Annotated in this window: 19 protein-coding genes; 2 read left to right on the forward strand and 17 right to left on the reverse strand. The window is 67.8% G+C overall.

Features of this window, described 5'->3' with window-relative positions:
- From rplN to GTY47_RS07410, 15 genes are all read right to left on the reverse strand, one after another.
- Entirely contained in the window at positions 1–369 is a 369-nt protein-coding gene (rplN, locus tag GTY47_RS07345) for a 50S ribosomal protein L14 (protein WP_003998823.1), read from the reverse strand.
- 222 nt (positions 370–591) lie between these two features.
- Positions 592–879, reverse strand: coding sequence for a 30S ribosomal protein S17 (rpsQ, locus tag GTY47_RS07350; protein WP_010036717.1), 288 nt, complete (start codon positions 877–879; stop codon positions 592–594).
- Positions 879–1,103, reverse strand: coding sequence for a 50S ribosomal protein L29 (gene rpmC / locus GTY47_RS07355; RefSeq protein ID WP_010036720.1), 225 nt, complete (start codon positions 1,101–1,103; stop codon positions 879–881). Before rpmC ends, rpsQ begins: the two co-directional genes overlap by 1 nt.
- Positions 1,103–1,522, reverse strand: coding sequence for a 50S ribosomal protein L16 (gene rplP / locus GTY47_RS07360; RefSeq protein ID WP_004984526.1), 420 nt, complete (start codon positions 1,520–1,522; stop codon positions 1,103–1,105). Before rplP ends, rpmC begins: the two co-directional genes overlap by 1 nt.
- 5 nt (positions 1,523–1,527) lie before the next feature.
- Positions 1,528–2,352 (reverse strand): 30S ribosomal protein S3, encoded by an 825-nt coding sequence (rpsC, locus tag GTY47_RS07365; RefSeq protein ID WP_010036723.1) that lies wholly within the window; start codon positions 2,350–2,352, stop codon positions 1,528–1,530.
- Positions 2,352–2,699 (reverse strand): 50S ribosomal protein L22, encoded by a 348-nt coding sequence (gene rplV / locus GTY47_RS07370; RefSeq protein ID WP_010036727.1) that lies wholly within the window; start codon positions 2,697–2,699, stop codon positions 2,352–2,354. The genes rpsC and rplV overlap by 1 nt, the downstream gene beginning before the upstream one ends.
- Before the next feature lie 41 nt (positions 2,700–2,740).
- Positions 2,741–3,022, reverse strand: a complete 282-nt coding sequence (gene rpsS, locus GTY47_RS07375) for a 30S ribosomal protein S19 (protein ID WP_010036728.1) — start codon at positions 3,020–3,022, stop codon at positions 2,741–2,743.
- A gap of 12 nt (positions 3,023–3,034) precedes the next feature.
- A complete protein-coding gene (gene rplB / locus GTY47_RS07380) occupies positions 3,035–3,871 on the reverse strand; it encodes a 50S ribosomal protein L2 (RefSeq protein ID WP_010036731.1) in 837 nt (278 codons plus the stop codon).
- A 40-nt stretch (positions 3,872–3,911) separates the two neighbouring features.
- Positions 3,912–4,331: a 50S ribosomal protein L23 gene (rplW, locus tag GTY47_RS07385; protein WP_010036733.1), complete on the reverse strand. Its 420-nt coding sequence runs from the start codon at positions 4,329–4,331 to the stop codon at positions 3,912–3,914.
- Complete coding sequence (rplD, locus tag GTY47_RS07390) at positions 4,331–4,987, reverse strand: 50S ribosomal protein L4 (protein ID WP_010036738.1); 657 nt, start codon at positions 4,985–4,987, stop codon at positions 4,331–4,333. The genes rplW and rplD overlap by 1 nt, the downstream gene beginning before the upstream one ends.
- A gap of 4 nt (positions 4,988–4,991) precedes the next feature.
- Complete coding sequence (gene rplC / locus GTY47_RS07395; RefSeq protein ID WP_010036739.1) at positions 4,992–5,636, reverse strand: 50S ribosomal protein L3; 645 nt, start codon at positions 5,634–5,636, stop codon at positions 4,992–4,994.
- A gap of 17 nt (positions 5,637–5,653) precedes the next feature.
- Positions 5,654–5,962 (reverse strand): 30S ribosomal protein S10, encoded by a 309-nt coding sequence (rpsJ, locus tag GTY47_RS07400; protein WP_003948644.1) that lies wholly within the window; start codon positions 5,960–5,962, stop codon positions 5,654–5,656.
- 900 nt (positions 5,963–6,862) lie between these two features.
- Positions 6,863–7,840, reverse strand: coding sequence for an SUKH-3 domain-containing protein (locus GTY47_RS41810; protein WP_010036744.1), 978 nt, complete (start codon positions 7,838–7,840; stop codon positions 6,863–6,865).
- Positions 7,841–8,284, reverse strand: a complete 444-nt coding sequence (locus GTY47_RS40145; RefSeq protein WP_324604442.1) for a YwqJ-related putative deaminase — start codon at positions 8,282–8,284, stop codon at positions 7,841–7,843. It lies immediately after the preceding gene.
- Positions 8,212–9,420 carry a DUF6531 domain-containing protein gene (locus GTY47_RS07410; protein ID WP_343336048.1) on the reverse strand — a complete coding sequence of 403 codons (1,209 nt, stop codon included), beginning with the start codon at positions 9,418–9,420 and terminating at the stop codon, positions 8,212–8,214. The genes GTY47_RS40145 and GTY47_RS07410 overlap by 73 nt, the downstream gene beginning before the upstream one ends.
- Before the next feature lie 323 nt (positions 9,421–9,743).
- Between GTY47_RS07410 and GTY47_RS07415 the strand changes: the two genes are divergently transcribed.
- Together GTY47_RS07415 and GTY47_RS07420 are read left to right on the forward strand one after the other, a co-directional pair.
- Positions 9,744–11,120 carry a S41 family peptidase gene (locus tag GTY47_RS07415; RefSeq protein WP_029180955.1) on the forward strand — a complete coding sequence of 459 codons (1,377 nt, stop codon included), beginning with the start codon at positions 9,744–9,746 and terminating at the stop codon, positions 11,118–11,120.
- A 77-nt stretch (positions 11,121–11,197) separates the two neighbouring features.
- A complete protein-coding gene (locus GTY47_RS07420) occupies positions 11,198–11,710 on the forward strand; it encodes a hypothetical protein (protein ID WP_029180956.1) in 513 nt (170 codons plus the stop codon).
- A 6-nt stretch (positions 11,711–11,716) separates the two neighbouring features.
- On the opposite strand, the gene GTY47_RS07425 is transcribed toward GTY47_RS07420, so the two are convergent.
- Together GTY47_RS07425 and GTY47_RS07430 are read right to left on the reverse strand one after the other, a co-directional pair.
- Positions 11,717–11,917: a DUF397 domain-containing protein gene (locus GTY47_RS07425; protein ID WP_010036749.1), complete on the reverse strand. Its 201-nt coding sequence runs from the start codon at positions 11,915–11,917 to the stop codon at positions 11,717–11,719.
- The coding region (locus GTY47_RS07430) for a DUF5753 domain-containing protein (protein WP_010036752.1) at positions 11,914–12,599 on the reverse strand (686 nt) is incomplete at its 5' end. The genes GTY47_RS07430 and GTY47_RS07425, both read right to left, overlap by 4 nt.

Here is a 12,599-nt window from a genome sequence, read left to right on the forward strand (position 1 = left end):
TCACAGCACCTCCGGCGCGAGGGAGATGATCTTCATGAACTTCTTCTCGCGCAGCTCACGGCCGACCGGGCCGAAGATACGGGTGCCACGAGGGTCGCCGTCGTTCTTGAGAATGACAGCGGCGTTCTCGTCGAAGCGGATGTACGAGCCGTCCGGACGGCGGCGCTCCTTGACGGTGCGAACGATGACCGCCTTGACGACGTCACCCTTCTTCACGTTGCCACCGGGGATCGCGTCCTTGACGGTGGCGACGATGACGTCACCGATACCCGCGTAGCGGCGACCGGAGCCGCCGAGCACACGGATGCAGAGGATCTCCTTCGCACCCGTGTTGTCGGCGACACGCAGTCGCGACTCCTGCTGGATCACGTCTATCTCCTGGTTGTCTGCCGGTTCCCTCCGGGGGTTGAGCCGGAGAGCCTGGCGGAACTGTCCTGCGGGGGTTGCCCCGAAGGAATTACTTAGGCCTCTGCAGGCGACAACCTCCGCCGGGGGCCGCTCGGCCGCGGCCGAGGCCGGCGGCGAGCCGCCGGCCCGGGGGCCGGGGGCTGGGCCCCCGGCGGAGGCAGCGGGGGGCGGACCCCCGCTTGGTTACTTCGCCTTCTCGAGGATCTCCACGACGCGCCAGCGCTTCGTCGCCGAGAGCGGGCGGGTCTCCATCAGGAGAACCCGGTCGCCGACGCCGGCGGCGTTCTGCTCGTCGTGCGCCTTGAGCTTGTTCGTACGGCGGATGACCTTGCCGTACAGCGCGTGCTTGACGCGGTCCTCGACGGCGACGACGACGGTCTTGTCCATCTTGTCGCTGACGACCAGACCCTCACGGGTCTTGCGGAATCCGCGGTCCGTCTTGGTCTCTTCAGTCACGTTGCTCTCGCTCATCAGGCGCTCTCCACCGTCTCGATGCCCAGCTCGCGCTCACGCATCAGGGTGTAGATCCGCGCGATGTCCTTGCGGACGGCCTTGAGCCGACCGTGGTTCTCGAGCTGGCCCGTCGCCGCCTGGAAGCGGAGGTTGAACAGCTCTTCCTTGGCCTCGCGGAGCTTGTTGAGCAGCTCCTCGTTGCCCAGCTCGCGCAGCTCGGACGCCTTGGTACCGGCCGACATCACGCTTCACCTGCCTCGCGCTTGACGATCTTGCACTTCATCGGCAGCTTGTGAGCCGCACGGGTCAGGGCCTCGCGCGCGATCTTCTCGTTGGGGTACGACAGCTCGAACATCACGCGTCCGGGCTTGACGTTGGCCACCCACCACTCCGGGGAGCCCTTACCGGAACCCATGCGGGTCTCGGCCGGCTTCTTGGTGAGGGGGCGGTCCGGGTAGATGTTGATCCAGACCTTGCCACCACGCTTGATGTGACGCGTCATGGCGATACGAGCGGCCTCGATCTGACGGTTCGTCACGTACGCCGGGGTCAGCGCCTGGATGCCGTACTCGCCGAACGCAACCTGCGTGCCACCCTTGGACATGCCGTTGCGCTTGGGGTGGTGCTGCTTGCGGTGCTTGACCCTACGGGGGATCAGCATGTCGGTCAGGCCTCCGTTCCGGTGCTCTCAGCCGGAGCGGCGGCAGCGGGAGCCTCGGCCTTGGGGGCCTCGGCGCCGGCAGCCTGCTGCGGCTTGCGACCGCGCCGCTCGCCACCGCGGCCACCACGGGCCGGGCGGTCGGCACCGCCGCGGGCCGGGCGGTTACCCGCACGGGCAGCGGCGTTCTCGGCGCGGACCTCGGCGATGTTCTTGACGTCGCCCTTGTAGATCCAGACCTTCACACCGATGCGGCCGAAGGTCGTCTTGGCCTCGAAGAAGCCGTAGTCCACGTTCGCGCGGAGCGTGTGCAGGGGCACACGGCCCTCGCGGTAGAACTCCGAGCGGGACATCTCGGCGCCACCGAGGCGGCCACCGCACTGGATCTTGATGCCCTTGGCGCCGGCCTTCATGGCGGACTGCATGCTCTTGCGCATGGCCCGACGGAAGGAGACGCGGGAGGAGAGCTGCTCGGCGACGGCCTGGGCAACCAGCTGAGCGTCGGTCTCGGGGTTCTTGACCTCGAGGATGTTCAGCTGGACCTGCTTGCCGGTGAGCTTCTCGAGGTCACCGCGGATGCGGTCGGCCTCGGCGCCGCGGCGGCCGATGACGATGCCCGGACGCGCGGTGTGGATGTCCACACGCACACGGTCACGGGTGCGCTCGATCTCGACCTTGGAGATGCCGGCGCGCTCCATGCCGGACGTCATCATCCGACGGATGGCGACGTCTTCCTTGACGTAGTCCTTGTACAGCTTGTCGGCGTACCAGCGCGACTTGAAGTCGGTCGTAACGCCGAGCCGGAACCCGTGCGGGTTTACCTTCTGGCCCATTACCGGGTTCCTTCCTTGCTGCTGACGACCACGGTGATGTGGCTGGTCCGCTTGCGGATCCGGTAGGCACGGCCCTGGGCGCGCGGACGGAACCGCTTCAGGGTCGGGCCCTCGTCGACGTAGGCCTCGGAGATGTAGAGGCTGTCGACATCGGTGTGGTCGTAGTTGTGCGCGGCGTTGGCGATGGCGCTGTCCAGCACCTTGCCGACCGGCACGCTCGCGGCCTGCGGGGCGAAACGCAGGACCGCCTGAGCCTCCGTGGCGTTCAGGCCACGGATGAGGTCCACCACGCGGCGGGCCTTCATGGGCGTGACGCGGATGTACCGCGCCTGGGCCCTGGCTTCCATGGTTGTCCTTCCAGTGTCTGTCATGGTCATTCCACCCCGCCTTAGCGGCGCTTCGACTTCCGGTCGTCCTTGACGTGACCCCGGAAGGTGCGCGTCGGCGAGAACTCGCCGAGCTTGTGGCCGACCATCGACTCGGTGACAAACACCGGAATGTGGGTCTTGCCGTTGTGCACCGCGATCGTGTGGCCGAGCATGGCCGGGACGATCATCGAGCGGCGGGACCAGGTCTTGATGACGTTCTTGGTGCCGGCTTCGTTCTGGGCGTCCACCTTCTTGATCAGGTGGTCGTCGACGAAGGGCCCCTTCTTGAGACTGCGCGGCATCTAAACCCGCTCCTAGCGCTTCTTGTTCGTCTTGCGGCGGCGGACGATGTACTTGTTCGACGCCTTCTTGGGCGAACGAGTACGGCCTTCCTTCTTGCCCCACGGGGACACCGGGTGGCGACCACCGGAGGTACGGCCCTCACCACCACCGTGCGGGTGGTCAACCGGGTTCATGACCACACCACGCACGGTCGGGCGGACGCCCAGCCAGCGCTTGCGACCGGCCTTGCCCCAGTTGATGTTGCTCTGCTCGGCGTTGCCGACCTCGCCGACAGTGGCGCGGCAGCGGACGTCGACCAGGCGGATCTCACCGGACGGCATGCGGAGGTGGGCCATGGAGCCCTCCTTCGCGAGCAGCTGCACCGAGGCGCCGGCGGAGCGGGCGAACTTCGCGCCACCGCCCGGACGCAGCTCGATGGCGTGCAGCGTGGTACCGACCGGGATGTTGCGCAGGGCCAGGTTGTTGCCCGGCTTGATGTCGGCCCCGGGACCGTTCTCGACGCGGTCGCCCTGCGACAGGCCACGCGGCGCGAGGATGTAGCGCTTCTCGCCGTCCGCGTAGTGCAGCAGCGCGATGCGCGCGGTGCGGTTGGGGTCGTACTCGATGTGCGCGACCTTCGCCGGCACGCCGTCCTTGTCGTGACGACGGAAGTCGATCACGCGGTAGGCGCGCTTGTGGCCACCACCCTGGTGGCGGACGGTCACACGACCGGAGTTGTTACGGCCACCCTTGCTGTGCAGGGGGCGGACCAACGACTTCTCCGGCGTGGACCGCGTGACCTCGACGAAGTCGGCGACGCTGGAGCCGCGACGGCCCGGCGTAGTCGGCTTGTACTTGCGGATTCCCATTTCTCAGTCCTCGTCCGATATCGGACGATCCGGACCGCCCTCAGGCGGTCGGACCGCCGAAGATGTCGATACGGTCGCCCTCGGCGAGGGTCACGATCGCGCGCTTGGTGGACGCACGCTGGCCGAAGCCGGTGCGGGTCCGCTTGCGCTTGCCCTGGCGGTTGATCGTGTTGACCCCGGTGACCTTGACCGAGAAGACCGCCTGGACGGCCTGCTTGATCTGGGTCTTGTTGGCGCTCGGGTCGACGATGAACGTGTACTTGCCCTCGTCGAGGAGCGCGTAGCTCTTCTCCGAGACGACCGGCTTGAGCAGCACGTCACGGGGGTCCGTGAAGGACTTGCTCAGCGGGGTCTCGACCGTGTTCTTGCCCTCGGCGGCGTGGCGGCGCGCCTTGGCGACGCGAGCGGCCTTGGCCTTCTTCGCCGCCTTGGAGGCGATTGCGGGGTGACGGATAGCCATCAGACCTCGCTCCCTTCGGTGTCATTGGCCTTCGGGCCGGACACGAAGGACTCGAAGGCAGCCTTGGTGAAGACCACGTCGTCCGAGACGAGAACGTCGTACGTGTTCAGCTGGCCCGGCTCCAGGATGTGGACCTGGGGCAGGTTGCGGGCGGACAGCCACGCGGCCTCGTCGGAGCGGTCGACGACCAGGAGCAGGTTCTTCCGCTCGCTGATCTTGCCGAACAGGCTCTTGGCGGCCTTGGTGGAGGGGGTCTCGCCCTCGACCACGCCGGAGACGACGTGGATGCGGTTGTGACGGGCCCGGTCGGTGAGGGCGTGACGCAGCGCGGCAGCCTTCATCTTCTTGGGCGTCCGCTGCGAGTAGTCACGCGGCACGGGACCGTGCACGACGCCACCACCGGCGAACTGCGGCGCGCGGGTCGAACCCTGACGGGCGCGACCGGTGCCCTTCTGGCGGTACGGCTTCTTGCCACCGCCGCGGACCTCGCCACGGGTCTTGGTCTTGTGCGTGCCCTGACGGGCAGCGGCCAGCTGCGCGACGACGACCTGGTGGATCAGCGGAATGCTGACCTTCTCGACGTCGAAGATCTCCGCGGGGAGCTCGACGGAACCGGCCTTGTCGCCCGCCGGCGAAAGGATGTCAACAGTGCTCATTACCTCAGGCCCCCTTGGCCGCGGTGCGGACCAGGACGAGGCCGCCGTTCGGACCGGGAACCGCGCCCTTGATGAGCAGCAGACCCTTCTCCGCGTCAACGGCGTGGACGGTCAGGTTCTGGGTGGTGACCCGCTCGTTGCCCATGCGACCCGCCATGCGGAGGCCCTTGAACACACGGCCCGGGGTGGCGCAGCCACCGATGGAACCGGGAGAGCGGTGCTTGCGCTGGGTGCCGTGTCCGGCGCCGAGGCCACGGAAGTTGTGGCGCTTCATGACACCGGCGAAGCCCTTGCCCTTGCTCTTGCCGGTCACGTCGACCTTCACGCCGGCCTCGAACACCTCAGCGGTGATCTCCTGGCCCAGCGTGTACTCGGAGGCGTCCGCGGTGCGGATCTCGACGAGGTGGCGACGGGGGGTGACGTCGGCCTTGGCGAAGTGGCCCTTGAGGGGCTTGTTCACCTTGCGCGGGTCGATCTCGCCGAAAGCGATCTGGACGGACTCGTAGCCGTCGACATCGTTCGTACGGACCTGGGTGACGACGTTGGGGCCGGCCTTGACGACGGTGACCGGGACGACGCGGTTGTTCGCGTCCCACACCTGCGTCATGCCGAGCTTCTCGCCCAGGATGCCCTTGATCTGCTTAGCCATCTCTCAGATCACCGGCCTCAGAGCTTGATCTCGATGTCGACACCGGCCGGGAGGTCGAGTCGCATCAGAGAGTCAACGGTCTTGGGGGTGGGGTCGAGGATGTCGATCAGGCGCTTGTGCGTGCGCATCTCGAAGTGCTCGCGCGAGTCCTTGTACTTGTGCGGCGACTTGATGACGCAGTACACGTTCTTCTCAGTGGGCAGCGGCACCGGGCCCGCGACCGACGCACCAGTGCGAGTCACCGTCTCGACGATCTTCTTCGCCGAGCTGTCGATGACCTCGTGGTCGTAGGCCTTGAGCCGGATGCGGATCTTCTGTCCCGCCATGGCTACTCAGTAGTCCTGTCTCTCGTAACGCTCTGGAACCCGGTGGTTCCCTACTCTTCGTTCTCCGACCCACGCGGTCGGGCGTGTCGCGCTCCCGCTGACACAGATGTCCCTTGTTCGAACATCCCTGCGGGATTGCACACGGCCCTTCCGGAACCGCGAGCCGGGGGCGGAAGGCCCACCGGGTGCCTGGCCGGTGCCGCACTAACGCTTCCCGAAAGATTCCCGTACTTCCGTCCCAGCGCTGCCGTGTGGCAGTTAGGACGACGAGTACTGTGGGACTCGCTTCCGGTCCCCCCGGCGGGAGGCGCGCAGCATCAACACTCGACCGAGCAACTCGGACAGTCTGCCATACAGGGCATGGGGGACGCCAATCGAGCCGGAGAGAATACCCCGGGGGTGACGTAGGTCAAACCGGGGCGGCCGTGGGTGCGCCGAAGGACGCCAGAAAGTCGTTCACGACACTCCTGGAGAACGGATCAGCGTCCGGATCCTTGGGGGTGACGACGCTGACCGCGTAGTACTCGGGGTGTCGAGGGCGTAGCCGTGCTCCTCCCAGAAATCCTCCATCTCCTGGCCGGAGCTGAACGTGACGATGCCCGAGAGGCCGTCGTCCTCCGGTTCGGGCAACCGCCAGTCGGCCGGGACGCCGGGGCGGGAGCGGTTCCCCGTACAGGAACATCCCTGGCCAACGCTGCTGCCCGAGCCGCACGAAACGGCGCATGCCCTCGGGGAACGACACGTCCACGACGGAGTCGGTCGAGTATCCGGTGAGATCCATGGGACTTCCTCGCGCTGGTGTGGGGAGCCTGTGGCGCAGCGCACTATCACTTCCCCAACCCGATGTCGGTCCGTGAGGTCGCGCACGCCGCTCTCCCGCCCTCTCCTACCAGCCGCCGATCAATAGGAAGCCGTCGGCTGGATCCTGCTAGTGAGCTTCTGCAAGGCTTCATCGGGTGAGGGGGCCAGCAGCCAGACGCTGTCCATGCCGGCGTAGACCGAGCCGTCCTCTGCCATGGCCACGTGCTGGTTCCCGCGGTCGCGCATGCCGATCGGGTACAGGTCGACGCCCGCCTGCTCGGCGAGGTCGTCGATGATTTCCGCGTCCCACAACGCAAGCAGCGGATCCAGCGAGAACTCCATCCATGGCATCGAGTCCCACGGCTCGCGGTAGGACACCCCAACGGCGCCGAACTCGGACAGAAAGCGCCGTGCCGCGTCGTGGATCTCGAACTCGCCGGTCTGCAGAAGGATGCTCTCCCAGGTCTCCGTGGGAACCGATCGGCCCGGGAACCAGCCGCCGGCCCGCAGCACCCGGTCCGTCTCCTCGGACCAGCGCGGTCCGGCGTCCGGGCCGGTCTCCACGGTGTGAAGTCGCCTCCAGAAGGGGTGCTCGGCGGCTGGAACGCCGGGCGTCCAGAGGGCAGACCGGGCCCCCTGCGCCTCGACCAGGCGGGCCAGCGCCCGGTCAGTGGTCGGGGCAAGCAGTTCCACACGGTCCCCCCTCACGAGGTGAAGGGCTCCGGCCTCGGTGATGCCCAGGAAGCTGGCGCCCTCGTCCGCCGTGCCCACGGGGTAGAGGAGCGCTCCCGCTTCCCGGCCGGCCCTCGCGAACTGTTCGTCCTGCCACTGGGCGCGGAGGGGATCGAACCGGATGGCGGACGAACGGGTGATCGAATCTGCAGGCCAGCCGTAGGTCACCAGCCCGCCGAATTCGGAGAGAAACCGGCGTGCGGCGTCGTGGGCCACGAAGGCCCCGCGCTCGTTCAGGACCGACTCCCAGGTGACGGTCGGCACCGAGCGCCCGGGGCGCCAGCCCGCGCGGCGTAGTACGTCTTCAGTCTGCGGGGACCAGTCCCGCGTGTAGCCGTCGCTCACTTACAACACCGTCCGAACGCCTAGTTCTTCGAGAACATGCCGGCAGGACGGGCAGGCCGGTTTGGGTTGGCCGTGAACCGGATTGCCCGGCGCGCGTACCTCCACTGCCGCCATCACCCCGCCTCGGGGGTCGACCCCCGCCCTCATGGCGTGCGACAGGGCCTCTGCCTCGCCGCACTTCGAGTGCGCACCACCGACCTGTTCCCTGATGTGGTCCGGGACCCGATCATAAGCAGCCTGCACATCGGGCAGGAGGCCGTCGGTGCCCTCACCGGCGACGCAACGGTCCTGGTCGTCGTAAGTGAAGCGGTACCAGTAGCCGTTGCGATCCGTCCATGAGGTGATGCGGGAGTGGTCGTCGTACGTGAGCTTCAGAGGGAGACCGCTTGAGTCACGGATCTCGGTAAGATCGCCTTCGGGGCTGTAGTCGAAGCGCCTGAGCAGCGTGCTCTGGGAGTCGCCTCCAGATCGCGCAGCCGCAGAGCGGTGACTCGCCCGTTCTCCGTGTCCACGTGAACGTGTCGGCCTCCGGAGTCCCGCACGGCGACCGGCGTGCCGTCGGCGCTGCGGTCGATGTCGATTCGATAGCCATTGCGGTCGGTCAGGGCGACGAGGAAGAGAGAGAACGCCTCGTCGTTCGGAGCCGGTCGCTGCGGGGCAGCGAAGTGACGGGTGACTGCGGTGAGCGGATCCGTGATGCTGATCGGCGCCCCGGGGTCGCCGTCCCAGTGCATCGGCCGACGTGGCCCTTCCTGCGGCATCACCGAAGCGCCGGGCTGGGGGACCGGATAGAGGAGGATCATCCCGTCCTCAGTGGCATAAGCGGCGCCTTGGTCGTCCAGCTCCAGACGTTCGTCGAAGGTCGAAGCCCAGGACGGGCCGAAGGAACGCCCAGCCCGGTAGGACGACAGGTGGGTACGCCGCAGGGCCAAGGGAAGCAACCCAGGCAGCTCCACATCGGTCTCGGCCATGTACATCTCGCCGGAGACCATGTCGATCGGGTCGCCGTTCAGGCACCGTCCCTTACCTGGCTTGGCGCTGGCTACGGCGTCATCGGCTTCTCTGCGGAGCCCCTGCTTCCCAAGCCCCTTCGCCATGGCTTTGAGTCCGCCCTTGCCCAGGGTCCTCATGCCCTTGGCGAGACCGCCGAGCGTGGTCAGGCCCTTCATGCCGGGTATGCAGTCCAGCGCGGCGAACCCGACATCCCATAGGGACGCCTGCCCCTTGGAGTATTTGTAGAGCGTGTCGGCGAGCACGACCGCCGCCGCGATCAGGACGATCGCGCCCAGGATCGGACCACCGATGATCATCGCGACGATCCCGAGGACCGTCACGACGACCTTGCAGACCGCGACGATCGAGTCCCAGTTGTCCGTGAACCAGTCGCCGACCTCCTCCCACCACGACCGGTTCTGGATACCCGCGTCCGAGGCCTCGTCGATCTTCGACTTCGCCTCCCAGGCCGCCTCCTCACGCATCTTGCGCGCGTCCTCGGCCATCTTCTTCGCCGCAGCCAGCGCGTCCTGCGCGTCGGACACGTCCGACTGGGCCTTCGACTGGGCCGACTTGGCGTGCTGCACATCCCGGGAGGCGGCGCGGACCTTGGCCTCGTCCGGTTTGTCCGCGTCCGACTTCCTGCCGGTCGGGTCGTCCTTGTACTTGTCCGCCTCCTTGGTCGCCCGCGTCATCCACGAGTCGGCCGAGGTGAGACGGGACTGGGCCGAGGAGAGGTTGTCCCGCGCCTCACGGCCCTTCACGAACTCCGTACTCCCAGTCTTACCGCCCGGCAGTGCCGAACCGGTCGGGGGCTGTCCCCACCGCCGTCCACCAGCCCACCGGATGGCCGGTCCCCCGCTCCCCCGGTCACCGTAGTGCCCCACGACCACGAAAACGGGGACCCATCATGCGTACCGTCACAGCCACCGCCCTCACTCTGACCCTCGCCGCAGCTGCGGCAACACCCGCCGCCGCCAACCCCCACGTGTCGAGCACCGATGGCCTCTGGCGCATGGACGGCTACGGCATCGTCCTCTCCCTCGACGGCGACACCTTCCAGGAGTTCCAGACGACATCCGTCAGCTGCCTCAAGGGCGACACCGCCCGGCGCACCGGCCCGGGCACGTACACGAACGCCTTCGGCACCGTCCTGACCGTCCGCCCCGGCCCGAACAAGAACCGTGCCTCCCTCGGCGCGGACAGCTCCGTCGGCCACCGCACCCTGCGGCGGATCCACGCCCTCCCCGCCGACTGCACCCGCCCCACCCCCAAGGATCCCCGCACCGCCTTCGACGTCTTCTGGCACTCCTTCGCCGAGAACTACCCCTTCTTCGCCGCGAAGGGCATCGACTGGCAGGCCACCCGCGACCGCTACCGCCCGAAGGTCGACCAGGACACCACCCGCGAGGAACTCTTCGCCCTCCTCAGCGACATGGTCCGCCCCCTCTACGACGCCCACGTCGCCGTCCAGGACGGAGACCGCGTCTTCGCCCAGGTCCGTCCCGGCACCGAACTGCCCACGGAGGCGATGGACACCAAGGTCAAGAAGTTCATCGGCGAACGCGACCTCAAGGGCGCCCCGTACCGCCAGGACTTCGCCAACGGCCGCATCACCTACGCCGACCTGCCCGGCAGCGCCCACCAGGGATACCTCCGCATCTCCGGCATGGCCGGCTACCTCCCCGAGGACGCCCCCTACGCCGCCCACCTCGCCGAACTCGACAAGGCCCTGGACACGATCCTCACCGAGGACCGCACCCAGCGCCTCAAAGGCCTGATCATCGACCTGCGCATCAACGGCGGCGGCTCCGACGCCCTCGGCATCCACATCGCCGAGCGCCTCACGGACAAGCCCTACGTCGCCTACGCCAAGCGCGCCCGCAACCACCCCACCGACCCGGCCCGGCACACCCGCCCCGAGCCCATCCGGGTCGTCCCGGCCGACGGGCCCCGCTACACCGGCCCCATCGCCGTACTGACCGGAGGCTCCACCATCAGCGCGGGCGAGACCTTCACCCAGGCCCTCATCAACCGCCCTGGCGGCACCATCCGCATCGGTCAGCCCACCCAGGGCGTCTTCTCCGACGTCATGGAACGCAAGCTGCCGGGCGGCATGGCCGCCATCCTCCCGAACGAGGAGTTCCTCAACCGCTCCGGCCACACCTACGACGGCACGGGCATCCCGCCCCACCTGACCGAACCCGTCTTCACCAAGGAGGAGTTCGCCAAGAAGCGGGACTCGGCGTTCGACCGCGCGGTGAGTGTCCTTCGGAACGACGGCTAGTGCCGTGCGTCCTCATCCGCACGGCGGAGACGGTCCGCCGTAGCGGACGACGCGTGGCCGCCATGTCCGAGGCCAGCATGTACGTCATGACGACAGCGACCGCCCCTCTCCCCACCTCCGCACCTGCGCCCGTCTGGGCTCGCCGCGCCGCCCACGCCATCGCTCTGTGCGCCGTCCCGTCCGGCCTGTGGCGCATCGCCATGGCATCCGGTGTCTACGTGGGCTACAGCGACCAAGTGCTGCGCGATGTCTTCGACATCCCGGGCTGGGGCATCGCATACGTCGTCGGCCTCTCCGTCCTCACTGAGCTGGCCGCTCTGCTTCCCCTGCTGCTCGTCAGCGACCGGTGGAGGCCACTGCACCCCAGGGTCCTCACCCCACTGGCCTGGACCGTCTCGGGCGTCCTGGTTCTGGTGGCGCTGTGGCAACTCGTGGTCGCTTTCACCGTCGAGAGCCAGACGTACATGTCGAGCGGTACGGCCCAGACCGTCTGGGCGTTCACTTTCGCCCCGCTGTTCGCCATCCCGGCCCTGATGACCGCGGTGACCTGGTCGTACGCCCAGCGGCACCGGGTCCGGGCCACCGGGTGAGCGGCACTAGACGGACGCCACGAACTCCGCCCAGGCCTCCGGCGCGAGCGCGAGCCGGGGGCCTGCGGCCTGCTTTGAGTCCCGGACGTGCACAGTGCGGGGCACTATCGCGATCTCGACGCAGGAGTTGCCGTCCGTGCCGCTGCTGTAGCTGCTCTTGAACCAAGTCAGGTCGGGGGTGTCCCCGGCAGAAGCGTTGCGGATCATGTTTCTCCCAGCACTTGCTCGATGAAGACCAGCGACTCCCGCGGTGGGAGTGCCTGCGCTCGGATGGTGCCATACCGCAGCTCAAGGATGCGGAGCTGCTTCGGATCGGTGGTCGGCCGCCCGCTGAACGCACCATCGGAACGCCCCACCGCCGAACCGTCCGGGAACTTCAGCAGCTCGATCTTGCCGTCCACCCCTGGGTGAGCATCGGTGTTCGTCGGCATGATCTGAAGTGTGACGCTGCGCAACCGCCCTACCTCCAGCAGGTGTTCGAGCTGCTGTCGCCACACCATTGTGCCCCCGACCCGTCGGCGCAGCACCGCCTCCTCCAGGACGTAGTGCACCGACGGGGCCGGATCGCGTTCGAAGACCGCCTGCCGGGCCATTCGGGCGGCCACCATCCGTTCCACATCGTCCGGTGAATACGGGGGCTGGGCCGCCTCGAACAAGGCACGCGCGTGCTCCGGCGTCTGCAACAGCCCATGGACGCTGTTGCACTCATACACCCCGATCTCGACAGCCAGCCCCTCCAGCTTGGCCAGCTCCCGCACCCTCTTGGGATACCGAACCCTCTTCACGTCCTCCCACGTCGCCGCAATCAGCCCACCCGCCCCCAACACCTCATCCGCCCTGACCAGATAGTCCTGCCGAGGAATCCGCTTCCCGCCCTCGATCTTGTAGA

The organism is Streptomyces sp. SID5464, from assembly GCF_009862985.1.
Lineage (GTDB): Bacteria > Actinomycetota > Actinomycetes > Streptomycetales > Streptomycetaceae > Streptomyces > Streptomyces chartreusis_D.